The following is a 25,212-nucleotide window of genomic DNA, read 5'->3' as shown; positions in this document are numbered from 1 at the left end:
CAGGGCCTTGGCAAGCGGATGAGAGAAACGATGAAGAAGCGGAAGAATCGCCTGGTCGCCTGGACCGGGGTCCTGGCGCTCTGGGCGGTGACGTCGCAGGCGGCCGAGTTGCCACGCGTCATGCGGACGCAGGGTGCCAGCCAGTTGATCGTGGACGGCAAGCCATATGTGATCTTCGGTGGCGAACTGGGCAATTCCTCGGCGGGTACCGAGGCGCAGGCGGATGCCATCCTGCCGCGTCTGGCGGCGTTGCACGTCAATACGGCGCTGATGCCGGTGGCGTGGGATCAGCTGGAGCCGCGCGAAGGCAGCTACGACTTCCGCCTGCTCGATCACTGGATCGATGTGGCCCGTACCCAACGCATGCATCTGGTGTTGCTGTGGTTCGGCAGCTGGAAGAACAGCTTCTCCGAGTACGCGCCGAGTTGGGTGAAAGCCGACGTGCGGCGTTTCCCGCGCGTGCGCGGCATCGACGGCGCGCCGCTGGAGATCCTCTCCACCTTCGGCGAAGAGACGTTGCGCCTGGACGCCAAGGCGTTCGCGGCGCTGATGGCGCATCTGCGCGCGAAGGACAGGCAGCAGACCGTGCTGATGGTGCAGGTGGAGAACGAAGTGGGTGTGCTCGGTGAGCGCCGCGATCGCTCGGAGCCGGCCAACCGTGCGTTCGACGCCGACGTGCCTGCGACCCTGATACAGGCCCTGCAGTCACGTCGCAACGCGATGACGCCCGAACTGGCCGCGCATTTCAACCCACAGGGGCACAGCTGGAAAGAGGTGTTCGGCGACGCCGCGGACGAGGTGTTCATGGCATGGCGTTATGCCACCTACATCGATGCGGTGGCGGCCGCGGGCAAGGCGCAGTACGCGTTGCCCATGTATCTCAACGTGCAGCTGCCGGCACCGCAGGAACGCGCCGGTGAATATCCCAGCGGCGGCTCGCATCCCTACTTTCAGCAGGTGTACCAGGCCGTCGCCAGCCACATCGATTTCTATTCGCCGGATATCTATTGGCCGGAGTTCGCGTACTGGGTGCAGCGCTACCAGGCCCTGGGCAACCCGGTATTCGTGCCTGAGGCGAGGCTGGAGGCGGGGCCGTACAACGCGCTGTATCTGTACGGTGAAGCGCGTGGCTTCGGCTTCAGCCCGTTCGATATCGACAGCCTGCCGGCACCCGGTAACGACGGCGCGTCGCCATTGCTGATGCAGGTGTACGGCGGATTGCGCGATCTGGGCGACATGCTCCCGGCGGCGCAAGCCGAACATCGCACGCGCGGTCTGGTCCTGCACGCCAGCAGTCCGCGACCGACGCAGACGGTCGCATTGGGTGGCTACCTGTTCGAAGCCACGCTGTCGCGCTCCTGGCCGGCCAGGACGCTGGAAACCCAGGATGGCGCGATGCTGGTGCTGCAGTCGTCTCCGGACGAGTTCTACCTCGTCGGCACCGGGCTTACCGTCACCATCTGCCGCGATCCAGACGTGGATGCGCGCGTGGCGGGCATCGACAGCATCGAGGAAGTATCCCGCCATGGCGACACCTGGCAGACGTTGCGCCGGTTGAACGGCGACCAGAGCAACCAGGGGCGCCAGCTGATGATGGATCCCCGCAACGCGCACGTTTATCGCGTGCGCGTGCACGCGATCGAGCGGTGATAGCCAGGCATCTCCTCACGAGGAGGTGCCTGGATGCATGCATCAACCGAGCTTGTAGGCCTTCCTGGGCAGACGGTAGGCGAGATCGATCGCCACCTCGGCCGCTTCGTCTTCGTCCATGCGGTGCTCCGCCACCAGCTTGGCGAGGAACGCACAGTCGATGCGGCGGGCCACGTCGTGCCGCGCGGGAATCGACAGGAACGCGCGCGTGTCGTCGTTGAAACCGACCGTGTTGTAGAAGCCGCCGCTGGCCAGGGTCTGCTCGCGGAAGCGCCACATGCCTTCCGGCGCATCGTGGAACCACCAGGCGGGGCCGAGCAACAGCGACGGATAGTGACCGGCCAGCGGTGCCAGTTCGCGGCTGTAGTTGCTCTCGTCCAACGTGAACAGGATGAGCTGGAAGTTCGGCTCGTTGCCGAAGCGGTCCAGCAGCGGCTTCAGCGCGCGAACGTATTCGGTGCGCAGTGGGATATCCGCGCCCTTGTCGCGCCCGTAACGCTCGAACACGCCAAGGTTGTGGTTGCGGAAGCACCCGGGATGCAGCTGCATCACGAGACCATCGTCCACGCTCATCGCTGCCATCTCCGTGAGCATCTGTGCACGGAACAGCTCGGCTTGCGCAGCGGACGCGTTTCCGCGCACCACCGTGTCGAACAGGCGGGCAGCCTCCGCGCGCGACAGGTTCGCGGTGGCCGCAGTGGGGTGGCCGTGGTCGGTGGAGGTGGCGCCCATGTCCGCGAAATAGGCGCGGCGCTGGCGGTGCGCGCGCAGGTAGCCGTCCCAGCGGTGCACGTCTTCGCCGGTGAGTTCGCCGAACTGCTGCAGGGCGGAAGGGAACTGCTCGTGTTCCGGATCGATCACCGCGTCGGGCCGGTAGGCCGTGATCACGCGGCCCTGCCAGCCGCTCTCGCGGATGGTGGCATGGTGCTCCAGCGGATCCAGCGGCGACTCGGTGGTGGCGATCACCTCGATGCGGAAACGCTCGAACAAGGCGCGCGGCAGGAAGCCAGGCTGGCGCAGCGCGTCGTTGATGTGGTCGAAGTACAGGTCCGCCGTGCTCGCGTCCAGCCGCACGCGCAGGCCGAACACCTCATGGAACACATGGTTCAGCCACATCGACGAAGGCGTGCCGCGGAACAGGTGGAAGCACTCCGCGAACACGCGCCACGCTTCGCGCGGATCGACCTCCGCACGCGAGCCGTCGGCACGCGGGATACCCAGCGCATCCAGCGGCACGCCCTGGCTGTACAGCATGCGGAACACGTAGTGGTCCGGTACCAGCAGCAGCTCCGTCGCGTTGGCGAACGGTGCGTTATGCGCAAACCATGCAGGGTCGGTATGGCCGTGCGGGCTGACGATCGGCAGCGTCGCCACCTGCGCATACAGGCGCCGTGCGATCGCGCGCTGCAGCGGATCGGAAGAAAACAGGCGGTCGTCGTGCAGCGCCAGGGGTTGGGGTCCGGTGGTCATGGCAGGGCTTCGATGGCGTGACTGAATTCAGTGGGAGGAGACGACGGGCGTGTCGTGCACATACTCGCGCAACCAGGTCAGCGGGGGGCGTTCGCTGCCATCCGGGCGGATCAGGTAGGCATGCTGCTTGTCGCGCCAGAGCCCGGGACGAAAGCCCCACAGCGTGATGCCGCGCACGCCGGGATGTTCCCAGAACACCGGGAACACGCGCTGGTAGTCCTTGAGCTGCTGCGCATCGCTGCGCCCGTCTATGTCCAGTTCGGTGACGTAGATCGGCAGGCCGGTCGCGGCCAGGCGGTCGAGATTGGCGTGGTGCATGGCCATCGGCACGTCGGGCGTGGTTTCGAAGGCATGCTCCTGCAGGCCGATGCCGTCGAGCAGGCGTTCCATCTGCAGCAATTCGATGATGGCCAGGTACTGGCCCGTGCTCTTCGCGCTGCGCGTGATGCTGTAGTCGTTGATCAGCAATCGGGCATGGGGAAAGCGTTGCCGGGCCATCCGGAAGGCGGTGAGTATCCAGTCCCATCCGGTACTGCCCTTGTCGCCGAGCGCGCGTGCATAGTTGCCGCCGTCCTTGCGCGTGCCGACGGGCGGATGGTGCAGTGCCTCGTTCACCACCTCGACGAAATCGGCATCGGGATAGCGCTCGGCGAGCGCATCGAACCAATGTTCGACGGCCTTGCGCTGCTCGTCCGGCGGCAGCGTGCGCACCCATGCGGGCTGCTGCTGGCCCCACACCAGCACATGCAGGTGGAACGGGAAGCCGTGGTCCTTGGCGAAGCGATAGGCTTCGTCAAGCGCCGACCAGTTCATGGTGCCGCGCACGGCTTCCACGCTGGCCCATTTGCCGGCGTTCTCGGGTGTCACCTTGTTCCAGTCATCGGCGAAGCCTTCCGCCTGCAAGGCACTGTAGGCGCTGCCCAGGAATTTCTGCTGCCCTGCGGCCAGCGGAGCGCCCTGCACCTGCGAGGCAAGCATGGCCAGAACGAACGTCAACCATCCTGCGAGTCCTGCTTTCACGGCGTCACTCCCCCTGGGGTTTCGTTTGGACGTCCAAATGGACCGGCTCCAGCGACGGTGCCAGTCCATGCACGACGGCGAGCGCGACCAGATAGGCGCCGCCGGCAAGCATGAATACCGGCACGTAGCTGCTGGTCAGCTGCAGCAGCAGCCCGATCACGGTGGAGATGAGCATGCCGCCCACCGCGCCGGCAAAGCCGCCGACACCGACGACCGAGGCCACGGCGCGGCGAGGAAACAGGTCCGACGCGAGCGTGTAGACATTGGCCGACCAGCCCTGGTGCCCCGCGGTGGCGAGACCGATCAAGGCGACGGCGAGCCACACGTTGTCCGCCTTCGCCGCGAACACGATCGGCACCACCAGCAATGCGCACAGCAGCATGGCGCCCTTGCGCGCGCGATTGATGCTCCAGCCGCGTCGGAGCAGCCGCCCGGCCAGCCAGCCGCCGGCGATGCTGCCTACGTCCGCGAGCAGGAACACCGTGATCAGCGGCGGTCCCAGTTCCAGCAGGCTCAGTCCGTATTGCGCGTGCAGGAACTTGGGCAACCAGAACAGGAAGAACCACCAGATGGGATCGGTGATGAACTTTGCGGCCGCCACCACCCAGGCCTGGCGGTGCCGCAACAGCTGGGACCACGGCACGCGCGCACCGGAAACGACCGGCTCGCTGCCGATGTGGGCGCGTTCGGCGGTGGAAAGCTTCGGCTGCTGGTCGGGCGTGCGATAGGTGAGCAGCCACACCACCAGCCAGGTGGCGCTCAATGCGCCCGTGCACAGGAAGGCTGCCTGCCAGCCCCACCGGGCCGCCACCAGCGGCGCCATGATCGGCGCCACGATCGCGCCGATATTGGAGCCCGAGTTGAAGATGCCAGCGGCGAACGCACGCTCACGCTGCGGAAACCATTCCGCCACCGCCTTGATCGCCGCAGGGAAATTCCCCGACTCACCCAGGCCCAGCGCAAAGCGCGCCGCCGCGAAACTCAGCACGCCGGTAGCCAGCGCGTGGCTCATGGCGGCAAGGCTCCAGATGCCGATCGCCAGCGCATAGCCGATGCGCGTGCCGAAGCGGTCGATCACCGCGCCCGCGCACAACAGGCCCAAGGCGTAGGCCGCCTGGAACGCCGTGACGATGCTGCTGTACTGGAGCTCGTTCCAGCCGATCTTTTCCTGCAGGAACGGCGCGAGCACGCCCAACACCTGGCGATCGATGTAGCTGATCGTCGTCGCCGCCAGCAGCATGGCGCAGACGCGCCAGCGATAGCGGCTCATTGGCGACGCAGCCACTTCGTACGTAGGCGCAGCAACGGCGGGCGACGCGCGTTCGGAGCCGGTGCTGCGTGGACTGCTTTGCATCGTGATGTCTCCCCTCGTCACCGTGACCGCGGCTGGCTCGTTCGGTGATAGCGCTACCATTATTGGCGTGACAAATCGCGAAAGTCACGGGGGTACGCAGCACGCTTCTGTTCAGCAAGAAAACCGCGGAAAACAAGCTTTTTTCTGGCATTCTGGACGGCTGCCGAATCGAATGTTGCCCTGCAGCGTGCACCACCAAATTGTTAGCGCTACCTTTTCGGCGCATTCGCGGGGAGGACGCAAGACCGCGTAGCTGTTCCAAGCAAAAGCCAGTCACCCGCAGGGTGCCGCAATGGCGCCCCGGGGAGGATTACGTCACCAGAATCGAGAGGGGAGTATGGTGCAGACCCAATTCGCAAAAACCCTGTTGTCGAGCGCTCTGAGTCTTGCCTTGTTTGGCGCGGTGGGGGCCGCACAAGCCGAGGAACAAGCCCAGGCGCAGCCGGCGGCAACACCGACGCAGTCGAACGCGCAGAGCAGCGATCAGACGCAAGGCAACGGCGGCCAGGCTGGCCCGGCCAAGACGCTGGGTGCCGTGAACGTCAGCGGCAGCTATCGCAGCAGCATCCAGTTCTCCACCGACGCCAAGCGTGACGCCACCAACGTCACCGATTCGGTGTTCGCCGAAGACATCGGCAAGTTTCCGGACACGAACATCGCCGAGTCGCTCACCCGCGTTCCGGGCGTGCAGCTGACGCGCGACGTGGACGGCGAGGGCGTGAATATCCAGATCCGCGGCCTGGGCACCGATTTCACCAAGATCATGCTCAACGGCGACCAGCTCGCCGTCGCATCGGCCGGCGGCCTCAATTCGCAGAACCAGAATCGCGAGGTCGATCTCGACCTGCTGCCGACGGAGTTCTTCACCCAGCTCACCGTCAACAAGACGCCGACGCCGAGCATGACCGAAGGCGGCATTGCCGGCGTGGTCGACATGCGCACCACGCGTCCGTTCGACAACCCGGGCACGCATCTGACGTATTCGCTGCAGGGCCAGTACAACTCCATCGGCAAGGACGTGAAGCCGCGCGGTTCGCTGATCGGCAGTTGGACCAACAAGGAAGGCACCTTCGGCGCCACGGTGGGCTACACCGCGTCGAAGAGCGACTACAACGTGCAGGGCTTCGAAACCATCGGCTGGACCACGCCGCAGCTCACCGCTGCGCAGTGCGGCACCGCTGCTGGCCATTGCAGCCCGGCGGGCGGCAGCTGGGTGATCCCGGGCACCGTGCCGGCCAACGCGGGCCTGGGTCTCACGCAAGGCCAGGTCATCGACAACGCATGGCTGCTCGCGCACAACCCGGGCCTCACCACCGCGCAGCTCGCCAATGCGCTCATTCCGCGCCTGGGCCGCGATGCGTACACCGACGGCACCAATGATCACCAGTCCGCGATGGCATCGCTGGAATGGCGTCCGAGCGAAGCGGCCCACTTCTACCTGGACACGCTGTTCTCGCAGAAGGAAAAGCACTTCGACCGCCTGGACATGAACCTGATCGGCCGCAGCGGTCAGCTGATTCCGACCAACATGCAGGTCGACCAGAACAACGTGGTCACCCAGGCAAACTTCGCCAACGCGCAGTACTTCCTCGAAGACCGCCCGTACGACCAACACACCAAGTTCTACAACATCAACCCGGGCGGTACGCTGCTGTTCGGTTCCAGCGACAACTGGAAACTGGATTTCCAGGGTTACACGCAGCGCAGCTGGTATCGCCAATATGCACCGTCGATCGACGTGCAGACGCCGATGAACCAGAACATCTCGGTGAACTACGCCAACACTGGCGGCAACTATCCCGCCATCTCGCCGAGCGTGAACCTCAACGATCCCAACCTGGGTTGGCAGTACTACCGCGTCAACATCCAGAACGAGACGCGCACCACCGACAACAAGGGCACGCGCTGGGACCTGCAGTGGGGTGACGACAGCAACAACCTGCGCGGGGGCTTCGCTTACGACGATATCAACCGCGAGATCAAGGCGTACGACAACAGCTCGGCATGGGCGAGCGCGGTCAACGCGGCGGTGGGCGCCAACGGCTGGTCCCAGTACATCAGGCCGGGCAAGGACGGCTTCATCACGATGGACACTGCCGCCTTGATGGCGGCCACCAACTACGACTACCTCAATGCCACGGCGCCGCTTGGCACGGCCGCGGCGAGTGGCGCCAATGCCGGCAACATCCAGGAAAAGACCTGGGCCTGGTATCTCGAAGGCAACGGCAAGTGGGATCTGGGCGGCCATGAACTGCGCCTCAATGGCGGTGTGCGCCATGCGTCGACCGACCAGACCATTGCCGGTCCGTCGAGCATCGGCGGCGTGCTGGAATACGTCACGCTGAAGAACAGTTACGGCTACTACCTGCCGTCGCTCAACGCCGCGTTCAATGCCACCGATGACGTGGTGCTGCGCCTTGCCGCATCGCGTTCGCTGACGCGTCCCGATCCGAGCGCGATGGTGCCCAACACCAACTTCAGCGATCCGGCCGCGGAAATCGCCACGCAGGGCAACCCGAAGCTCGCGCCGTACCTGTCGACCAACCTCGACTTCGGCGGTGAGTGGTATACCGGCCACGAGGGTTACCTCGCGCTGGACTTGTTCGGCAAGCGCATCAAGGGCTTCACGGTCAGCGGCACCAACCTGATCCCGTTCTCCCAGATGGGCATTCCGTTCTCCTCGCTTACCGACACTCAGCAGCAGGCGATCAACCTGCGTGGCGGCCCGTCGGCGGCCGAGGTGCAGGTGACGCAGCAGGTCAACGCCGACGGCACGCTGTTCATCAAGGGCGCCGAAGCGAACTGGGTGCAACCGCTGGACTTCGTGGTGAAGGGCCTGGGCGTGCAGGCGAACTACACGGTCACCTCGCAGAAGAGCATCGGCAGCGGGGTGTCGGCGCAGGCCATCGGCATCTCGCCGCACACCTACAACGCGACCCTGTACTGGGAGAATTACGGTGCGATGGTGCGTCTGTCCTACACCTGGAACTCGGCGCAGATCAGCTCCACCGCCAACCAGAACGGCCTGCCGTTTGCGCAGATCAAGACGGATGCACGTGGCCAGCTCGACCTGTCGGCGAGCTACCAGTTCGACAATGTGATGTCCAAGCCGATGATCACCTTCAACGTCATCAACATGACCAAGGCGAATTTCCGGCAGACGCTCACGTACGACAACGCGGCGTATACCTATTACACCCCGGGCTATACGATCATGCTGGGCGTGCGCGGAACGTTCTGATCGGTTTCGCATGTGCAATCCGCGGCCCGGCCGGCCCTCACCGGCCGGGCCGCGACGTGTGACGGGCAGGCCTTCGGGCGGTGCGTCACGTTGGTCCAGCTGCAGCGGCATCGAACGGCACGCATGAACAACACTACGCAAACCCTGCCGGTCATCGAAAAAATCGGCTACAGCCTCGGCGATCTGGCGGCGAACCTGATCTTCCAGACGCTGGTGACGTTCCTGGCGTTCTTCTACACCGACGTGTTCCGCATCCCTGCGGGTACGGCGGCCACCCTCATCTTCGTCGTGGGCCTGCTGGGCGCGTTCGTCTTCACGCCGATCATGGGCCTGGTGGCCGATCGCACGCGCACGCGTTGGGGCAAGTTCCGCCCCTGGGTGTTGTGGACGGCCATCCCGTTCGGCGCGCTGTCGTTGCTGGCGTTCAGCACGCCAGCGCTGGGCGAGCAGGCCAAGGTGATGTACGCGATGGTGACGTACACGCTGCTGGTGTTCATCTACGTCGCCAACAATCTGCCCTATTCGGCATTGAGTGGCGTGCTCACCGGCAGCATGGCCGAACGCAACAGCCTCTCGGCGTACCGTTTCGTGGCGGTGATGGTGGCGCAGTTCATCATCCAGGTACTGCTGCTGCCGCTGGTGCTGATCCTCGGCGATGGCGACAAGGCCCGCGGCTTTCACAACACGATGACGATCTTCGCCATCGTGGGCACCGTGTTCTTCCTCGTCACCTTCTTCACCACGCGCGAGCGCATCCTGCCGGTAAACGAGCAGGCGTCGAGCGTGCGCGACGACCTCGCCGACCTGCTGCGCAACCGTCCCTGGCAGATCATGCTGGCGGTGACCGTGCTGCTGTTCATCAACCTCGCGTTGAAGGGCGGCATGTACATCTACTACTTCAAGTATTACCTCGACGCGGCACAGCTCTCGGCGTTTCTCGACCGCGTGGGCTTCAACGGTTTCATCGCGGCGCTCAACAGTGGGCTCACCCATGTGGGGCTGACCGAATTCCGCTGGCCGAAGGATGCACCCACCTCTGCGTTCAGCCTGTTCAACGCGCTGGGGATCATCTTCATGATCATCGGCATCGGCTTTTCCAAGCGTCTTGCCGACCGGTTCGGCAAGCGCGACGTGTTCGGTGGCGCGCTGCTCGCGTCCACGGTGTTCCTGCTGGCGTTCTATGTGTACACGCCGGGTTCGATCGGCCTGGTGGTGGGTTCGTACATCCTGCACGGCTTCTTCTACGGCATCACCATTCCGCTGCTGTGGGCGATGATCGCCGACGTGGCCGACTATTCGGAGTGGAAGAACAGCCGTCGCGCCACTGCCATCATTTTCTCCGCCATGCTGTGCGGCCTGAAGGTGGGCCTGAGCGTCGGCGGCGCGCTGGTGGCCGGCATCCTCGCGCATTACGGTTACGTGGCCGAGGCGGCCTCGCAATCGCCGGGCGTCGTCAACGGCATCCGCCTCACGGTAAGCCTGTTCTGCTCGCTGCCCTTCCTGCTCGCAGTAGCGTTGCTGTTCTTCTATCGCATCAACAAGTCGATGGAGCTGCGCATCGAGCAGGAACTCGGCGCGCGCCGCCTCGCCGCCGGCCATGCGGCCTGACCGCCATCGATGACGCTTCACGGGTAACCCATGTCGGACGAAACGCTTCCCCCTGATCTTGCCGCGCTCGCGGCCCACGCCATTTCGCAGCCGCTGGTGATGCATATCTACACGGCCGATCCTTCCGCGCATGTCTTCGACGGCAAGATCTACATCTATCCCTCGCACGACATCGAAGGCGGCGTGCCGTTCAACGACAACGGCGATCACTTCTGCATGGAGGACTACCACGTCTTCCGCATGGAGTCGCCGCAGAGCGAGGCCGTCGATTGCGGCGTGGCGCTGCACGTGAAAGACGTGCCATGGGCCGAACGCCAGATGTGGGCGCCCGACGCGGCCTGCAAAGGCGGGCGCTACTACCTGTACTTTCCCGCCAAGCGCAGCGATGGCCTGTTCCAGATCGGCGTGGCTGTCTCGGATTGCCCGGAAGGACCGTTCGCGCCCGAGCCCGAAGCCATTGCCGGCAGCTATTCCATCGACCCGGCCGTGTTCGAAGACCGCGACGGCGCCTTCTACATGTATTTCGGCGGCATCTGGGGCGGACAGTTGCAGAAGTATCGCGACAACGCGTACGCCAACGCACACGAGGAGCCCGAGGCGCACGAGCCCGCGCTGGGGCCGCGCGTGGCAAAGCTCTCGGAGGACATGCTTTCGTTCGCCGAAGCGCCGCGCGAGGTGAGCATCGTCGACGAACATGGCCGGCCACTTCTCGCGGGCGACCACGACCGACGCTATTTCGAGGGGCCGTGGATGCATGCGTATCGCGGCAAGTACTACCTGTCGTACTCGACCGGCAATACGCATTTCCTCTGCTACGCGACCGGCGACAACCCCTATGGTCCGTTCACCTATCGAGGCAGGATCCTCACGCCGGTGGTCGGCTGGACCACGCATCATTCGATCTGCGCGGTGGGCGATCGCTGGTACTTGTTCTATCACGACGCTTTGCTCTCCGGCGGCGTCACCCATTTGCGTTCGATCAAGATGGTGGAGCTGACCTACGACGCCGACGGCGATATCGTCTGCCTGCATCCCTATGGCGAGTGAATCGAACGTGCCGGCGCATGACGATGCCTTGACGCCGATGGCTCCCGGCCCCTTGCTTGGTCTCGCCCATGGCGCGTTGGAAGTGGTACTCGCACCGGCTGCCGGCGGTCGCGTGGCCCAGATTCGATACGGCGGCCTCGACTGGTTGGTAGGGCACGACGAGCAGACACAGGCCATGATCGCCTGGGGCAGCTATCCGATGGTGCCGTGGGCGGGGCGCGTACGTGGCGGGCACTTCCAGTGGCGTGGCAAACACTACGCGTTGCCCGCCAATCTTGGCGGCCACGCCATCCACGGCGTGGGCTTCGCCCTGCCGTGGCAGGTCGAGGCGCACTCGGACAGCCACGTCGAACTGTCGCTGGCATTGCCGCAGGACGAGCGCTGGCCCTTCGGCGGCCATGCGCGCCAACGCATCGAGGTGGGCGATCGGGAGCTGCGCATGGAGCTGGCGGTGACGTCCGGCGCTTCCGGCATGCCGGCGGTGATCGGCTGGCACCCGTGGTTCCGCAAACCCGATGACCTCGAATTCGAACCCAGTCGTTGCTACCCGCGTGACGCCGACGGCATCGCCCATCTGCCGCTGATGGATCCGCCGCCTCCGCCCTGGGACGACTGCTTCATCAACGATCGGCCAGTGATGCTCCATCGCGGCGGCCAGCGCATCCGACTGACGTCCGACTGCAGCCACTGGGTCGTTTATGACGAAACGCATCACGCTACCTGCGTCGAGCCGCAAACCGGGCCGCCGGATGCATTCAATCTCGGCGTGGCTACGCCTTTGGCGCCGGGCGCGACGCTCTCTGCCTGGTTCCGCATCGAATGGTGCTAGCCGGTGTCTGCCCGGGTCCGGATGCAGCATGGCCGCGGTCGCTTGACGAAGGCTTGATGAACTTGCTGTCAGGCTGAGTTCCTTGGGGATGGAAAGCCGGCTGTGGGTCGGCAGGCGCTGCCTCGCAGGGCGGCGCCGGCGTGCATGGTTTCGCCGGGTGGTTCGACCGGGTCGTTGCGTGATCTCTCAACTGCGGGAGGTGCAATGCCATGGCAAAGGCAAAGGGCAAGAAGGAGCCGGACCAGGTCGCGCCGGTCGAAGACACTCGGCTGAGCGGCAAGGAGTACGCCAAGGAACTGGCCAGGCTCCATGTCGAACTGGTCAAGTTGCAGCTTTGGGCGCAGGAGTCGGGCGCCAAGATATGCATTGTCTTCGAGGGCCGTGATGGCGCGGGCAAGGGTGGCGCCATCAAGGCGATTACCGAGCGCGTGAGCCCGCGGGTATTCCGCGTGATCGCGTTGCCGGCGCCCACCGAGCGCGAGAAAAGCCAGATGTACGTGCAGCGCTACCTGCCGCATCTGCCGGCGGCGGGCGAGATCGTGATCTTCGACCGCAGCTGGTACAACCGCGCAGGCGTCGAGCGGGTGATGGGCTTCTGCAGTGAAGAGCAGGTCGAGAGTTTCCTGCGCGTGACCCCGCTGGTGGAGCGCGGCATCGTGCAGTCCGGCATCATCCTGCTGAAATACTGGCTGGAAGTGAGCGAGGACGAGCAGACGCGCCGCCTGAAGGGCCGCATCCACGACGGACGCAAAGTCTGGAAGCTCTCGCCGATGGACCTGAAGTCATACAGCCGCTGGTACGACTACTCGCGCGCCCGCGACGACATGTTCAAGGCCACCGACACGCAGTTCGCGCCGTGGCTCGTGGTGGATTCCAACGACAAGCGGCGGGCGCGTCTCAACATCATCGCCGACCTGCTCAGCCGCATTCCGTACGAAGAAGTCGACCGGCCCAAGGTCGAGCTGCCCAAGCGGCAGAAGCGCGGCGGCTACCGCGATCCCGACTATCCGTTCCGCTACATCCCGCAGAAATACTGACCCTCACCGTGACGCATCCGGCGCGGGCGCCGGCCGTGCGGCAGGAGAAGCCATCATGCTGCGTCTATTGCTGGGCAACATCGAGCCGGGGACATCGGATGAGGAGCTGGGCGAGTTCCTGGCCAAATACGGTTTTCCCGCGTGGGACGAGATCGAGCACGTTCCGGGAGACGGCTCGCGACCCGCCGTGATGCTCAGCTTCGGCGACATCAGCGCGAAATCGCTGGAGAAATTGAGCGAGCGCATCCACCACATGTTCTGGAAAGGGCGGGAGCTCAACGCGATGATCATCGGGCAGTACATGCCCTGAGGTCGCCCGCGCCGACGGTCTCGCGGATGAAGCGGGGCGCGGACGCACATTGTCACGATGCACGCTTCGCAACGAGCAGCGGCTGTGCCCGGAGCCGACCACGAGGACGGCTGTGGGCGCCGGCCGGGTGCCGCCTCGGCCCAGGCGGTAGAATGGCGGCATGCATATCTTCAAAGTCTTCCATATCGAAGCCGCGCACCGGCTGCCCAACGTGCCGCCGGGCCACAAGTGCGCGCGCCTGCACGGTCATTCCTTCAAGGTCGAAATCCACGTCGCCGGCGAGCCCGACCCGGCGATGGGCTGGGTGATGGATTTCGCTGACGTCAAAGCCGCCTTCGCGCCGCTGTACGACCAGCTCGACCATCACTACCTCAACGACATCGAAGGCCTGGAGAATCCGACCAGCGAGATGCTCTCACGCTGGATCTTCCGCCGGCTCGAACCGGCCCTGCCCGGACTGGACAAGGTCGTCGTGCACGAGACCTGCACATCGGGCGCCAGTTGTAGCCGCGACAGTTTTTGACGCATCGCAAAATTTCTTCGTACTGACGTAATCAACAGTTTCAATTGAAATTTTTGTGACACAGCGATCCGTTCAGGAAAAATATATTGCACCGCACAAAATGACTTGGTAGGCTTTCTGCCACTACCCCCATTCCCTTCGAGGGACCAAGTCATGACGCAGCAACTCAACACCCAGGTTTTTGCCTACGCCAAGCAGCTGGCTGACAGCGCCTTCAAGGCCCAGTCGGTGGCGCTCAAGGGTCTGGAACGGGTCGCCGAGCTTCAGATCAAGGCGCTCGAAAAGCAGGCGGAAGCCGCTTCCGATTTCATCAGCGACGCCTTCGAAACCCGTGACATCGACGGCCTGCGCGCCCTGTGGGAAAAGGCCACCGCCGCCAGCCGCGAGAACGCCGAACGCGCCGTGGCCGTCACGCAGGAAATCATCGCCGTGACGCAGAAGACCGCCGAATCGCTCACCGCGCTGGCGCAGGAGCAGCAGCAGGCTGCGAACGACGCGGTCGTCGCGCCGGTCAAGAAGGCCGCGGCTGCCGCCAAGTAATACCGCTTCACCGGCGCAACGCCTCTCCCCCCAGTTGCGTCGCGGGGCCGGACGACAGTCCGGCCCCTTTTCTTTGTCCGATTCGCGAAATCTCGCGATGGAAGTGTGAACGGGCGAGCGCTTGGACAAGTTGTCGCATCAAGCGCGGCTTGTCGCTGTAAATGCCCCGCTGATATACTTTTTCAGATTGGACCGTGGCCCGCAGATGGTTCGGTGCCGCCTAGAGCGAAACCGCGCGGGGGCCTCACGTGCTCAATAGTCTTGCTTCCGGTCGACGTCTGGCGCTGCGCATTATCTTGCTGCAGCTGGCCATGGCGGCGATCGTGGGTCTCACCTTCCTGATGCAGGGGCGCCGCGAGGCATTGGCCGCCGCTGCCGGCGCCACCGTCGTGGCGCTGGGTACCGCGCTTCTGGCGTGGCGTACCTTCGCCGGGTTGGGTGGTGGCGGCATGACGATGTGGCGCGTGATGTCAGGCATGGTCCTGAAGTGGATCGTGATCTTCGGAGGGCTGATCGCGATCCTGGGTCAATGGAAATTACCGCCACTAGCTGCCATCACGGGGCTGGTGGCTGCTTACGCAATAAATTTGCTGGCGTTCAGATTCAAGGGCTAACACATGGCAAGCGAGCCGCAGGGCGGACTAACTGAATACATCCAGCATCACCTGCACCACAACACGGTGAGCCTGGGTGACAGCCCGTTCATGAAGATCCACCTGGACTCGATCCTGGTGGCCTTCGTGCTGGGCGCGCTGTTCTGCCTGTGGTTCTGGCTCAAGGCCCGCAAGGCCACCTCGGGCGTGCCGTCCAAGGGCCAGGCCTTCGTGGAGATCATCGTCGAATTCGTCGATACCCAGGTGAAGGACACCTTCCACGGCGACCGCCGCACGGTCACGCCGCTGGCGCTGTCCATCTTCATGTGGGTGACCTTCCTCAACACGATGGACCTGCTGCCGCTTGACGCCCCGAGTTTCGGCGTCAAGTCCGTTGCCGGCGCGGAAGCGATGCATCACACCTTCTTCCGCTGGGTCCCCACCGCCGACATCAACACCACCATGGGCCTGGCCCTGGCCGTGTTCTTCATCGTGCTGGCGCACGGCATGAAGGCCAAGGGCGTGGGCGGCTTCGGCTGGGAGCTGCTCACCGCGCCATTTCATGCGGACAACACGGTCGTCAAGATCATCCTGATGCCGTTCAATCTCGCGCTCAATGTCATCGAATACCTGTCCAAGCCGGTGTCGCTCGCCATGCGACTGTTCGGCAACATGTACGGCGGCGAGCTGGTATTCATGCTGATCGCCGGCCTGTTCGCAGGCTGGATCAGCTTCCTGCCGGGTGTGCTGTTCAACACCGCATGGGCGATCTTCCACATCCTGATCATCCTGCTGCAGGCCTTCATCTTCATGATGCTCACCATCGTGTATATCGCCACGGCGCGTGAGCATCATTGAGTTCTTGTTCCATCCGGTTTCGCTTTAAATCGCTTTGCCCTAATCACTCTTTAGAAAGATTCATCAGGAGATTTCCATGAACCTCGTCGAACTCGTCGCTCACGTCCAGGGCCTCACCGCCATCGCCATCGGCGTCATCATCGGCCTCGGCGCTCTGGGCGCTTGCTTGGGTATCGCCATCATGGGTTCCAAGTTCCTCGAGTCCGCTGCCCGCCAGCCGGAACTGGTCCCGCTGCTGCAGGGCCGCATGTTCCTGCTCGCCGGCCTGATCGACGCGGCGTTCATCATCGGCCTGGCCGTGGCGCTGCTGTTCGCGTTCTCGAACCCGCTCATCGCTGCCCTCAAGACCGCCGTCGGCGGCTAATCGGCGCAGAAGTGTCGCCGCAGCGTGATTGCGCTGCGGCGATCGGCGGTTTAACGCGTTACCGGAGTTAATTGGAAAGCTCATGGATATCAATCTGACTTTCCTGGGCCAGATGGTCTCTTTCGCCATCCTGGTCTGGTTCACCACCAAGTTCATCTGGCCGCAGCTCAATCATGCGATCGAAGAGCGCCAGAAGAAGGTTGCCGACGGCCTGGCCGCTGCCGAAAAGGCACGCGCCGAGCTGAAGGACGCCGACGCCAAGGTCGCCAACGAGATCAAGCAGGCCCGTCAGCAGGCCAACGAGATCATCGAGCGCGCCCAGAGCCAGGCCAACCAGATCGTGGACAAGGCCCGTGCCGAAGCCATCGCCGAGGCCAATCGCCTGAAGGCGAGCGCCGCGGAAGAAATCGTCAGCATGCAGCAGCGTGCGCGCGAAGAACTGCGTGGCTGGGTCGGCCGTCTGGCCATCCAGGGTGCGGAGAAGATCGTGCAGCGTGAAGTCGACGCCTCGGCCCACAAGGCGATGCTCGACCAGCTCGTGAACGAGATCTAAGCCATGGCGCAGGCAATCACCCTCGCCCGCCCGTATGCACGTGCAGCCTTCGAGCTGGCCCATGAGGCCGGCTCGCTTGGCGCATGGTCGCAGGCGCTGGCGTTCGCCGCCGAAGTGGCGAAGGACACGCGCATTGCCAATCTTGGCAATGATCCGCGCGTGCAGCCGGAGCAACTGGTGGCGCTGCACCTGCCGCAGGGCATGGCCGCCGATGCGCCGTTCGCCCGTTTCCTGGGCGAGCTGGCCGAACATCGCCGCACGGCCCTGCTGCCGGAAATCGCCGCCCTGTACGAAGAGTACAAGCGCGAGTCCGAGTCGCAGCTGCTGGTGAAGGTGACCAGCGCATTCGCGCTGGACGCTGCGCAGGCCGAACAGCTCAAGGCGTCGCTCAAGCGCCGCTTCAAGCGCGAGATCGAGCTGGAAACCAGCGTCGACGCCTCGCTGCTGGGTGGCGTGGTGATCGACACGGGCAGCGAAGTGATCGATGGCTCCGCCCGCGGGCGCCTGTCGCGCTTGACCAGCGCGCTGACGCACTAGTTTTCACGCGAAATCCGTTTCGCGACGAGCAAAACCGGCCATGCGTGGCCGGACAACTCAAAGATTCAAGCGAAGTCCGTTTCGCGAAGAGAAAAAATCAGCCGACCCGGCTGGGCTCTTCAAAAAAGACTCAAAAATTCAGGATATTGACCCATGTCCAGCTCCACCTTGAACCCGTCTGAGATCAGCGAACTGATCAAGAGCCGCATCGAGCAGTTCAAGCTCGGCGCCGAGGCACGCAACGAAGGCACGATCATCAGCGTGTCCGACGGCATCGTGCGCATCCACGGCCTGTCGGACGTGATGCAGGGCGAAATGCTCGAATTTCCGGGCAACACGTTCGGCCTCGCGCTGAACCTCGAGCGCGACTCGGTCGGCGCCGTGATTCTGGGCGAGTACCAGCACCTGCGCGAAGGCGACGTCGCCAAGACCACCGGCCGCATCCTCGAAGTGCCGACCGGTCCGGAGCTGATCGGCCGCGTGGTCGACGCGCTCGGCAACCCGATCGACGGCAAGGGCCCGGTCAACGCCAAGATGAGCGCGGCGATCGAAAAGATCGCGCCGGGCGTGATCTGGCGTAAGTCGGTCGACCAGCCGGTGCAGACCGGCTACAAGTCGATCGACGCGATGGTGCCGATCGGCCGTGGCCAGCGCGAGCTGATCATCGGCGACCGCCAGACCGGCAAGACCGCGGTGGCCATCGACGCGATCATCAACCAGAAGGGCACCGGCCTGATCTGTATCTACGTCGCGATCGGCCAGAAGGCTTCGTCGATCGCGAACGTGGTGCGCAAGCTCGAAGAGAACGGCGCGCTGGCCAACACCATCGTCGTCGTGGCTTCGGCCTCCGAGTCGGCCGCCCTGCAGTACATCGCGCCGTATTCCGGCTGCGCCATGGGCGAGTACTTCCGTGACCGCGGCGAAGACGCGCTGATCATCTATGACGATCTGTCCAAGCAGGCCGTGGCCTACCGCCAGATCTCGCTGCTGCTGCGCCGCCCGCCGGGCCGCGAAGCCTACCCGGGCGACGTGTTCTATCTGCACTCGCGTCTGCTCGAGCGTGCGGCTCGCGTCTCGGAAGAGTACGTCGAGAAGTTCACGAACGGCGAAGTGAAGGGCAAGACCGGTTCGCTGACGGCACTGCCGATCATCGAAACGCAGGCAGGCGACGTGACGGCGTTCGTTCCGACGAACGTGATCTCGATTACCGACGGCCAGATCTTCCTGGAAACCGACCTGTTCAACGCGGGCATCCGCCCGGCAATCAACGCCGGCGTGTCGGTGTCGCGCGTCGGTGGCGCCGCGCAGACGAAGGTCGTGAAGAAGCTGTCGGGCGGTATCCGTAGCTGGCCCTGGCGCAGTATCGCGAGCTGGCTGCGTTCGCGCAGTTCGCTTCGGACCTCGACCCGGCCACCCGCGCCCAGCTGGACCGCGGCGTGCGCGTGACCGAGCTGATGAAGCAGTCGCAGTACGCGCCGCTCTCGATCGCCGAACTGGCGCTGTCGGTGTACGCCGCCGAGAAGGGCTACCTCGACGACCTGCCGCAGAACAAGGTGCTGGCCTTCGAAAAGGGCCTGCACGCCTTCATGCACCAGAACCACGGCGACCTGATGAAGAAGATCGTCGCCACCGGTGACTGGAACAACGACATAGAAGGCGTCTTCAAGTCCTCGCTCGACGAGTACAAGAAGACCGGCAGCTGGTAAGCAGTAACTAGGGCGTACGGCCGTCCATACGGCCGTACCGCACTCCGGTCTAAGCACCGGGATCGCAATAACCCACAAGGTTGAGGCAAACGTGGCAAGCGGACGCGAAATCAAAACCAAGATCAAGAGCACGCAGAACATGCGCAAGGTGACGCGCGCGCTCGAGATGGTCTCGGCCTCGAAGATCCGCAAGGCGCAGGATCTGATGAAGGCCTCGCGTCCCTATGCGCGCGCGATGCGCAAGGTGATCTCGCACATCGCCCAGGCCAGCACGGACTTCAACCATCCGTTCCTGGTCGAGCGCGAGGGCGTGGCCCGCGTGGGTTACATCGTCATCAGCACCGACCGCGGCCTGTGCGGCGGCCTCAATGCCAACCTGTTCCGTCGCCTGCTGCCGGCCATCCGCGAGTGGCAGGACAAGGGCGTGCAGGTCGACGTGGTGGCCGTGGGCCAGAAGGCGATCCAGTTCTTCCGTCGCCTCAAGGGCATCAACCTGGTCGCCACCGCGAGCAATCTCGGCGAGCGTCCCAAGCTGGAAGCCCTGATCGGCGTGATGAAGATCGCGCTGGACTCCTACATGGGCGGCAAGCTCGACCGCGTGTTCCTCGCGCACAACGAATTCATCAACACGATGACGCAGAAGCCGGCGGTGCATGCGCTGCTTCCGCTGCCCGTGGTGGCTGGTGAGGTGACCGAGGGCCAGACCGGCTCGCCGGATTACCCGGTGGCTGGCCTCAAGCTCGAGCAGAAGCACGATTGGGACTACATCTACGAACCCGATCCGGCCACCGTGCTCGAGCACGTGCTCGGTCGCTACATCGAGTCCGTGGTGTACCAGGGTGTGCTGGAAAACCTCGCCAGCGAACATGCGGCGCGCATGGTCGCGATGAAGAGCGCGTCGGACAACGCGAGCAAGGTGATCGGCGAACTGACGCTGATCTACAACAAGGCGCGTCAGGCAGCGATTACCCAGGAAATTTCCGAAATCGTGGGCGGCGCGGCGGCGGTGTAAACCGCGCGGCAACACAACCTAATTTTTGGCGACGCCCCGGCGGCGCTGTAACGAACCTAAAAGATCCATCCGGAGCACATCCATGAGTCAGGGCAAAGTTGTACAGATCATCGGCGCGGTCATCGACGTGGAATTCCCGCGTGATCAGGTGCCGCAGGTTTACGACGCGCTGAAGATCGACGGCACCGACATCACGCTGGAAGTCCAGCAGGTGCTCGGCGACGGCATCGTCCGTACCATCGCCCTCGGTTCCACCGATGGCCTGAAGCGCGGCCTCGTGGCTCGCAACACCGGCGAAGGCATCAAGGTGCCGGTCGGCAAGGCTACCCTGGGCCGCATCATGGACGTGCTGGGCAACCCCATCGACGAAGCCGGCCCGATCGGCAACGACGACAGCTGGGTCATCCACCGCGAAGCCCCGAGCTATGACGACCAGGCGGCCGCGAACGACCTGCTGGAAACCGGCATCAAGGTCATCGACCTGATCTGCCCGTTCGCAAAGGGCGGCAAGGTCGGTCTGTTCGGCGGCGCCGGCGTGGGCAAGACCGTCAACATGATGGAGCTCATCAACAACATCGCGAAGGAGCACGGGGGTCTATCCGTGTTCGCGGGCGTGGGCGAGCGTACCCGTGAAGGGAACGACTTCTACCACGAAATGAAGGACTCGAACGTTCTCGACAAGGTCGCGCTGGTGTACGGCCAGATGAACGAGCCGCCGGGCAACCGTCTGCGCGTCGCGCTGACCGGCCTGACGATGGCCGAGTACTTCCGCGACGAGAAGGACGAGACCGGCAAGGGCAAGGACGTGCTGTTCTTCGTCGACAACATCTACCGTTTCACGCTGGCCGGTACCGAAGTGTCGGCGCTGCTCGGCCGCATGCCGTCCGCCGTGGGTTACCAGCCGACGCTGGCCGAGGAAATGGGCGTGCTGCAGGAGCGCATCACCTCGACCAAGACCGGTTCGATCACCTCGATCCAGGCCGTGTACGTCCCTGCGGACGACTTGACCGACCCGTCGCCGGCAACCACCTTCGGCCACCTTGACGCAACCGTCGTGCTGTCGCGTGACATCGCGTCGCTGGGTATCTACCCGGCGGTCGACCCGCTCGACTCGACCTCGCGCCAGATCGACCCGAACGTGATCGGTGAAGAGCACTACGACGTGGCCCGTCGCGTGCAGGGCACCCTGCAGCGTTACAAGGAGCTCAAGGACATCATCGCGATCCTGGGCATGGACGAGCTGTCGGAAGACGACAAGCTGGCCGTGGCCCGCGCGCGCAAGATCGAGCGCTTCTTCTCGCAGCCGTTCCACGTGGCCGAAGTGTTCACCGGCTCGCCGGGCAAGTACGTGCCGCTGAAGGAAACCATCCGCGGCTTCAAGATGATCGTGGACGGCGAGTGCGACCACCTGCCGGAGCAGGCGTTCTACATGGTCGGCGGCATCGACGAGGCCATCAAGAAGGCCGAGGAAATGGGCGCCAAGAAGGCGGCCTGATCGGTGTGAGGCATCACGGTGAAGCGCGCCCGTCGCGCTTCACCGGCACCACACAGCATCGTCTGCTTTTCACCGAACGCACCGGAATACCGTCATGAGTCATACCCTTCGTGTCGACATCGTCAGCGCCGAAGCCGAGATCTTCTCCGGTGAAGCGCAGCTCGTGGTCGCCACCGGCGAGATGGGCGAACTGGGCATCGCGCCCCGCCATGCGCCGCTGATCACCCGCCTGAAGGCCGGCCACGTCGACGTGGTGCTGGGCAACGGCGAACGTCAGCAGTTCTGGGTGTCGGGCGGCATCCTGGAAGTGCAGCCGCAGGTCGTCACCGTGCTGGCCGATACCGCCGCGCGTGCCTCCGACCTGGATGAGGTCGCGGCCCAGCGTGCCAAGCAGGAAGCCGAAGAGGCGCTGGCCAACCGCACCGACGCGGTGGAAATCGCCGAGGCGCAAGCCAAGCTCGCCGAAGCGATCACGCAGCTGCAGGCCCTCGAGCGCCTGCGCAAGACGCTCAAGCACTGAGTCCACGGCAGCGTGGCATGGAAACGCCGGCCTCGTGCCAGCGTTTTTGTTTAATCTGGCTGGCGACCGAAGAGTGAGCCGAGCCGTGCCTTCCATGGGATTGCACCTTCGCCATCTGTATCGCGCGGCGTTCGTGGCCGCAGCCGCCGTCGTGCTTGCGTGCTGTGCCGGTGTGCCGCGCCAGCAGGCCGGCTCCTCCTCCGCGCAGGCGATGCGTCAGGTGACGCTTGCACTGGGACAGACGTCGACCGGCGCGACGCCGCTGGAACAACCCGTGCCGGTCTACCCGCCGTCCTTGCAGGTGTTGCATATGCCGCCGCAGGACATCGAGGCGCGGCTCGTGGTGGACGCCCAGGGCAAGGTAGGCGAAGTGCGCGTGAAGGACGAAGCGCAGGCCGATCCGTCTCATCGCCAGTTCATCGAGGCCGTGCGTGCGGCGGCCATGCGCTGGACCTTCGTGCCGTGGCGGACGCAGCAATGGGCGGCCGACGCGAACGGCGACGCGCATTCAGTCGGCGATCACGCCCAGCCGTTCGAAGTGGGTTATCTATTTCGCTTCGCGATGAACGGCGATGCGCCCGTGGTCGAAGTGCGGGCGAAGCCGCAGTGACTCGCCCCGCTTATGCCATACGGACGACTGAAGTCGTTCGGGTAGCGGCTGTTATGCTCCCTCGCCACTTACGACGGACCCGCCCATGATCAAGAACGCCCCGCTGCACGTGATCGTCCTCGCCGCCGGCGAAGGCAAGCGCATGAAGTCGAAGAAGGCGAAGGTGCTGATGCCGCTGGCCGGGCGGCCGCTTCTGGCCCATGTGCTGGAGGCGGCGCGTGCACTGAAGCCGGCGGCGATCCATCTGGTCTATGGTCACTGCGGCGAGCAGGTACGCGCCGCGTTCGCGCATGACGCCGACCTGCGCTGGGTGCTGCAGTCGCAACGCCTGGGTACCGGTCATGCGGTGCGCGAAGCCTTGCTGGACGTGCCCGACGAAGCCACCGTGCTGGTGCTTTACGGCGACGTACCGCTGACGCGTCCGCAGACGCTGGAGCAACTGGTGCGTGCAGAGGGCACGGTGAGCCTGCTGGCCACGCGCGTGGCTGATCCTTTCGGTTACGGGCGCGTGCTGCGCGACGGCAACGGCTATGTGCGCGCGGTCGTGGAAGAGAAGGACGCGGATGACGCGCAGCGCGCGAACAACCTGATCAACACCGGCATCGTCGCGGCCGAGGCCGCCGCGCTCAAGCGCTGGACGTCCAAGCTCGATCGCAACAACGTGCAGGGCGAGTACTACCTCACCGACATCTTCGCGATGGCCGCCGGAGAGAATCGCGCCGCCAGCTGCGTGGAATGCGCGGACGAATTCGAAGCGGCCGGCGCCAATAATCCGTGGCAGCTCGCCGAGCTGGAAGCCCGGTATCGCGAACGCACCGCCAAGACCCTCGCGCTGGATGGCGTGCGCATCGTGGATCCCGCGCGCATCGACGTCCGCGGCACGGTGAGCACCGGCATGGATGTGGAGATCGACGTCAACGTCATCTTCGAGGGTGACGTGACGCTGGGCGACGACGTCCGCGTGGGTCCGTTCACGCGCCTGAAGGACGTGAATCTCGCTGCCGGCACCGTGGTGCTCGCGCATTGCGACCTCGAAGGCGTCGTGACGCGCGGGCCGTGCATCATCGGTCCCTTCGCGCGCCTGCGCCCGGGCACCGAGCTGGCTTCCGGCGTGCACATCGGCAACTTCGTCGAGACCAAGAAGGCGCAGATCGGCGAAGGCAGCAAGGCCAATCACCTCAGCTATCTCGGTGACACGGTGATCGGCAGCGGCGTGAACATCGGCGCCGGCACCATCACCTGCAACTACGACGGCGCCAACAAGCACCTGACCACCATCGGCGACGGCGCCTTCATCGGTTCCAACAGCGCGCTGGTGGCCCCGGTGACCATCGGTGCACAGGCCACCATCGGCGCCGGCTCGGTGATCGGCAAGGATGCGCCGGCCGGCGAGTTGACCATTGCACGCGCGCGACAGACGACGCTCAACGGCTGGCATCGGCCGGTGAAGCAGAAAGGATCGGCATAGTCCGAATGGTCTGATGCCAGCGCGGCCCGTCGCGGCGTATAAATCGCGCCGCGTTCGCCAAGGGAGGGAGCCATGCGCTGTCCAGGCATCTTCAAGCTCATCGTCGTCGTGTTCTGGTCGCTGTGCCTGCCGGCATTGCATGCGACCAGCGGGGTTCGCGAGCTCCGATCCACACCCGAGATGCGCTCGGCACCGGATGCCGACTATGCGCTGCACACGGTCACCCACGGCGGTGCTTCCGTCACGCTGATCGATGTCCATGCCGGCGGCGGCGACTGGCTGCGCACCGACCCGGCAAAGCTGCCGCCCTTTCCGAGCGATGCGCCAATCGCCGGCAAATCGCCATTGCAATGGTTTTACGGCGCCGTCGCGGGCTGGATGCCGGTACCGGCCGGCTGGCGGCTGCAGCGCGCCGAGATCGGCATGGACGGTGGCACCGTCTACACCTATACATCGCCCGATGGCGCTTCGACGGGGTGGATCACCTATACGGTGATCCCGGCCTGCGTGGGCTGCATGCTGGACGAAACCAATGGGCTGCTGCCGGGCGCGGGCGAGCGCCTGGCGACCCTCACCGGATCGCCGCCATCCAATCTCGGCCAGACCAACCCGGTGATGAGTTGGCAGTCGCGTCCCGACGAATGCACCGCGCTGTTCCGCTATCGATCCGGCGGGCTTACCGTGCACGCCGCCGTGTTGACCAGCGTGCCGATCTCGGCGCTGGACAGCCAGAAGGGTGACCTCGCCGTGGCGGACGTCTATGCCGCGCTACCTGGCGGCAAGTCCGCCGCGGCCGAATACCTGCTGGCTCACTTCAGGCAGGCGTTCCCGGCCTGCCGTTCGCCGAATGGCTGGCCGGGCTGAGGC

23 protein-coding genes and 1 pseudogene are annotated in these 25,212 nt (G+C 64.7%); 21 read left to right on the top strand and 3 right to left on the bottom strand.

All coding sequences use genetic code 11. The features are described from left to right. The first annotated feature begins 30 nt into the window (after positions 1–30). A complete protein-coding gene (locus tag CA260_RS19955) occupies positions 31–1,650 on the top strand; it encodes a DUF5597 domain-containing protein (RefSeq protein WP_172461935.1) in 1,620 nt (539 codons plus the stop codon). Between the two features lie 42 nt (positions 1,651–1,692). Here CA260_RS19955 and uxaC read toward each other — a convergent pair whose 3' ends face one another. From uxaC to CA260_RS19940, 3 genes are read right to left on the bottom strand one after another with little or no spacing between them, the layout of a single operon-like run. Beyond that, on the bottom strand, positions 1,693–3,120 hold the full coding sequence (gene uxaC, locus CA260_RS19950; protein ID WP_111984812.1) for a glucuronate isomerase: 1,428 nt from the start codon (positions 3,118–3,120) through the stop codon (positions 1,693–1,695). A gap of 27 nt (positions 3,121–3,147) precedes the next feature. Continuing rightward, positions 3,148–4,098 carry an endo-1,4-beta-xylanase gene (locus CA260_RS19945; protein ID WP_111984811.1) on the bottom strand — a complete coding sequence of 317 codons (951 nt, stop codon included), beginning with the start codon at positions 4,096–4,098 and terminating at the stop codon, positions 3,148–3,150. A 46-nt stretch (positions 4,099–4,144) separates the two neighbouring features. After that, positions 4,145–5,410, bottom strand: a complete 1,266-nt coding sequence (locus tag CA260_RS19940; protein ID WP_111984810.1) for an MFS transporter — start codon at positions 5,408–5,410, stop codon at positions 4,145–4,147. 424 nt (positions 5,411–5,834) lie between these two features. Here CA260_RS19940 and CA260_RS19935 point away from each other — a divergent pair, with 424 nt between their 5' ends. From CA260_RS19935 to CA260_RS19840, 20 genes and pseudogenes are all read left to right on the top strand, one after another. Then, a complete protein-coding gene (locus CA260_RS19935) occupies positions 5,835–8,735 on the top strand; it encodes a TonB-dependent receptor (RefSeq protein WP_111984875.1) in 2,901 nt (966 codons plus the stop codon). A gap of 123 nt (positions 8,736–8,858) precedes the next feature. After that, positions 8,859–10,343, top strand: coding sequence for an MFS transporter (locus CA260_RS19930; protein ID WP_111984809.1), 1,485 nt, complete (start codon positions 8,859–8,861; stop codon positions 10,341–10,343). A gap of 30 nt (positions 10,344–10,373) precedes the next feature. Continuing rightward, entirely contained in the window at positions 10,374–11,390 is a 1,017-nt protein-coding gene (locus CA260_RS19925) for a glycoside hydrolase family 43 protein (RefSeq protein ID WP_111984808.1), read from the top strand. Then, positions 11,380–12,219, top strand: a complete 840-nt coding sequence (locus CA260_RS19920) for an aldose 1-epimerase (RefSeq protein WP_111984807.1) — start codon at positions 11,380–11,382, stop codon at positions 12,217–12,219. The genes CA260_RS19925 and CA260_RS19920 overlap by 11 nt, the downstream gene beginning before the upstream one ends. A gap of 209 nt (positions 12,220–12,428) precedes the next feature. Continuing rightward, the gene (ppk2, locus tag CA260_RS19915; protein ID WP_111984806.1) at positions 12,429–13,256 is read left to right on the top strand and encodes a polyphosphate kinase 2; all 828 of its coding nucleotides are present in this window, start codon (positions 12,429–12,431) and stop codon (positions 13,254–13,256) included. A 55-nt stretch (positions 13,257–13,311) separates the two neighbouring features. Further along, a complete protein-coding gene (locus tag CA260_RS19910) occupies positions 13,312–13,566 on the top strand; it encodes an RNA-binding protein (protein ID WP_111984805.1) in 255 nt (84 codons plus the stop codon). 160 nt (positions 13,567–13,726) lie between these two features. Further along, positions 13,727–14,089: a 6-carboxytetrahydropterin synthase QueD gene (queD, locus tag CA260_RS19905; RefSeq protein WP_038622408.1), complete on the top strand. Its 363-nt coding sequence runs from the start codon at positions 13,727–13,729 to the stop codon at positions 14,087–14,089. Between the two features lie 153 nt (positions 14,090–14,242). Continuing rightward, positions 14,243–14,629, top strand: a complete 387-nt coding sequence (locus tag CA260_RS19900) for a phasin family protein (RefSeq protein WP_111984804.1) — start codon at positions 14,243–14,245, stop codon at positions 14,627–14,629. Positions 14,630–14,877: 248 nt separating this feature from the next. Further along, positions 14,878–15,243 carry a hypothetical protein gene (locus CA260_RS19895; RefSeq protein WP_111984803.1) on the top strand — a complete coding sequence of 122 codons (366 nt, stop codon included), beginning with the start codon at positions 14,878–14,880 and terminating at the stop codon, positions 15,241–15,243. A gap of 3 nt (positions 15,244–15,246) precedes the next feature. Continuing rightward, complete coding sequence (atpB, locus tag CA260_RS19890) at positions 15,247–16,080, top strand: F0F1 ATP synthase subunit A (protein ID WP_111984802.1); 834 nt, start codon at positions 15,247–15,249, stop codon at positions 16,078–16,080. A gap of 76 nt (positions 16,081–16,156) precedes the next feature. After that, on the top strand, positions 16,157–16,444 hold the full coding sequence (gene atpE, locus CA260_RS19885) for a F0F1 ATP synthase subunit C (RefSeq protein ID WP_038622390.1): 288 nt from the start codon (positions 16,157–16,159) through the stop codon (positions 16,442–16,444). Between the two features lie 82 nt (positions 16,445–16,526). Beyond that, a complete protein-coding gene (locus CA260_RS19880; protein ID WP_111984801.1) occupies positions 16,527–16,997 on the top strand; it encodes a F0F1 ATP synthase subunit B in 471 nt (156 codons plus the stop codon). 3 nt (positions 16,998–17,000) lie between these two features. Continuing rightward, positions 17,001–17,534: a F0F1 ATP synthase subunit delta gene (locus CA260_RS19875; protein ID WP_111984800.1), complete on the top strand. Its 534-nt coding sequence runs from the start codon at positions 17,001–17,003 to the stop codon at positions 17,532–17,534. A gap of 153 nt (positions 17,535–17,687) precedes the next feature. Beyond that, positions 17,688–19,240, top strand: a pseudogene (gene atpA / locus CA260_RS19870) (F0F1 ATP synthase subunit alpha). A 91-nt stretch (positions 19,241–19,331) separates the two neighbouring features. Continuing rightward, entirely contained in the window at positions 19,332–20,252 is a 921-nt protein-coding gene (gene atpG / locus CA260_RS19865; RefSeq protein WP_111984799.1) for a F0F1 ATP synthase subunit gamma, read from the top strand. Positions 20,253–20,334: 82 nt separating this feature from the next. Then, positions 20,335–21,747 (top strand): F0F1 ATP synthase subunit beta, encoded by a 1,413-nt coding sequence (gene atpD, locus CA260_RS19860; RefSeq protein ID WP_111984798.1) that lies wholly within the window; start codon positions 20,335–20,337, stop codon positions 21,745–21,747. Positions 21,748–21,841: 94 nt separating this feature from the next. Next, a complete protein-coding gene (locus CA260_RS19855) occupies positions 21,842–22,267 on the top strand; it encodes a F0F1 ATP synthase subunit epsilon (RefSeq protein WP_111984797.1) in 426 nt (141 codons plus the stop codon). 94 nt (positions 22,268–22,361) lie between these two features. Beyond that, positions 22,362–22,877: an energy transducer TonB gene (locus CA260_RS19850; protein ID WP_238149853.1), complete on the top strand. Its 516-nt coding sequence runs from the start codon at positions 22,362–22,364 to the stop codon at positions 22,875–22,877. A gap of 85 nt (positions 22,878–22,962) precedes the next feature. Continuing rightward, positions 22,963–24,345: a bifunctional UDP-N-acetylglucosamine diphosphorylase/glucosamine-1-phosphate N-acetyltransferase GlmU gene (glmU, locus tag CA260_RS19845; RefSeq protein WP_425479756.1), complete on the top strand. Its 1,383-nt coding sequence runs from the start codon at positions 22,963–22,965 to the stop codon at positions 24,343–24,345. Positions 24,346–24,417: 72 nt separating this feature from the next. After that, positions 24,418–25,209, top strand: a complete 792-nt coding sequence (locus tag CA260_RS19840) for a DUF4850 domain-containing protein (RefSeq protein WP_111984796.1) — start codon at positions 24,418–24,420, stop codon at positions 25,207–25,209. Positions 25,210–25,212: the final 3 nt, after the last annotated feature.

This window comes from Dyella jiangningensis, from assembly GCF_003264855.1.
GTDB classification, from domain to species: Bacteria; Pseudomonadota; Gammaproteobacteria; order Xanthomonadales; family Rhodanobacteraceae; genus Dyella; species Dyella jiangningensis_C.
Note: the sequence above shows the minus strand (reverse complement) of the source record. Positions and strands in the feature narration are given on the sequence as shown.

Bases quoted from the DNA above. Each gene is read 5' to 3' on its own strand.
- CA260_RS19920 (WP_111984807.1), top strand. From the start codon at position 11,380: ATGGCGAGTGAATCGAACGTGCCGGCGCATGACGATGCCTTGACGCCG.
- CA260_RS19850 (WP_238149853.1), top strand. From the start codon at position 22,362: ATGGGATTGCACCTTCGCCATCTGTATCGCGCGGCGTTCGTGGCCGCA.
- uxaC (WP_111984812.1), bottom strand. From the start codon at position 3,120: ATGACCACCGGACCCCAACCCCTGGCGCTGCACGACGACCGCCTGTTT.
- ppk2 (WP_111984806.1), top strand. From the start codon at position 12,429: ATGGCAAAGGCAAAGGGCAAGAAGGAGCCGGACCAGGTCGCGCCGGTC.
- atpB (WP_111984802.1), top strand. From the start codon at position 15,247: ATGGCAAGCGAGCCGCAGGGCGGACTAACTGAATACATCCAGCATCAC.
- glmU (WP_425479756.1), top strand. From the start codon at position 22,963: ATGATCAAGAACGCCCCGCTGCACGTGATCGTCCTCGCCGCCGGCGAA.
- CA260_RS19925 (WP_111984808.1), top strand. From the start codon at position 10,374: ATGTCGGACGAAACGCTTCCCCCTGATCTTGCCGCGCTCGCGGCCCAC.
- CA260_RS19940 (WP_111984810.1), bottom strand. From the start codon at position 5,410: ATGAGCCGCTATCGCTGGCGCGTCTGCGCCATGCTGCTGGCGGCGACG.
- CA260_RS19930 (WP_111984809.1), top strand. From the start codon at position 8,859: ATGAACAACACTACGCAAACCCTGCCGGTCATCGAAAAAATCGGCTAC.
- CA260_RS19840 (WP_111984796.1), top strand. From the start codon at position 24,418: ATGCGCTGTCCAGGCATCTTCAAGCTCATCGTCGTCGTGTTCTGGTCG.
- CA260_RS19910 (WP_111984805.1), top strand. From the start codon at position 13,312: ATGCTGCGTCTATTGCTGGGCAACATCGAGCCGGGGACATCGGATGAG.
- CA260_RS19880 (WP_111984801.1), top strand. From the start codon at position 16,527: ATGGATATCAATCTGACTTTCCTGGGCCAGATGGTCTCTTTCGCCATC.
- CA260_RS19875 (WP_111984800.1), top strand. From the start codon at position 17,001: ATGGCGCAGGCAATCACCCTCGCCCGCCCGTATGCACGTGCAGCCTTC.
- queD (WP_038622408.1), top strand. From the start codon at position 13,727: ATGCATATCTTCAAAGTCTTCCATATCGAAGCCGCGCACCGGCTGCCC.
- atpD (WP_111984798.1), top strand. From the start codon at position 20,335: ATGAGTCAGGGCAAAGTTGTACAGATCATCGGCGCGGTCATCGACGTG.
- CA260_RS19900 (WP_111984804.1), top strand. From the start codon at position 14,243: ATGACGCAGCAACTCAACACCCAGGTTTTTGCCTACGCCAAGCAGCTG.
- CA260_RS19955 (WP_172461935.1), top strand. From the start codon at position 31: ATGAAGAAGCGGAAGAATCGCCTGGTCGCCTGGACCGGGGTCCTGGCG.
- atpE (WP_038622390.1), top strand. From the start codon at position 16,157: ATGAACCTCGTCGAACTCGTCGCTCACGTCCAGGGCCTCACCGCCATC.
- CA260_RS19945 (WP_111984811.1), bottom strand. From the start codon at position 4,098: ATGCTTGCCTCGCAGGTGCAGGGCGCTCCGCTGGCCGCAGGGCAGCAG.
- CA260_RS19855 (WP_111984797.1), top strand. From the start codon at position 21,842: ATGAGTCATACCCTTCGTGTCGACATCGTCAGCGCCGAAGCCGAGATC.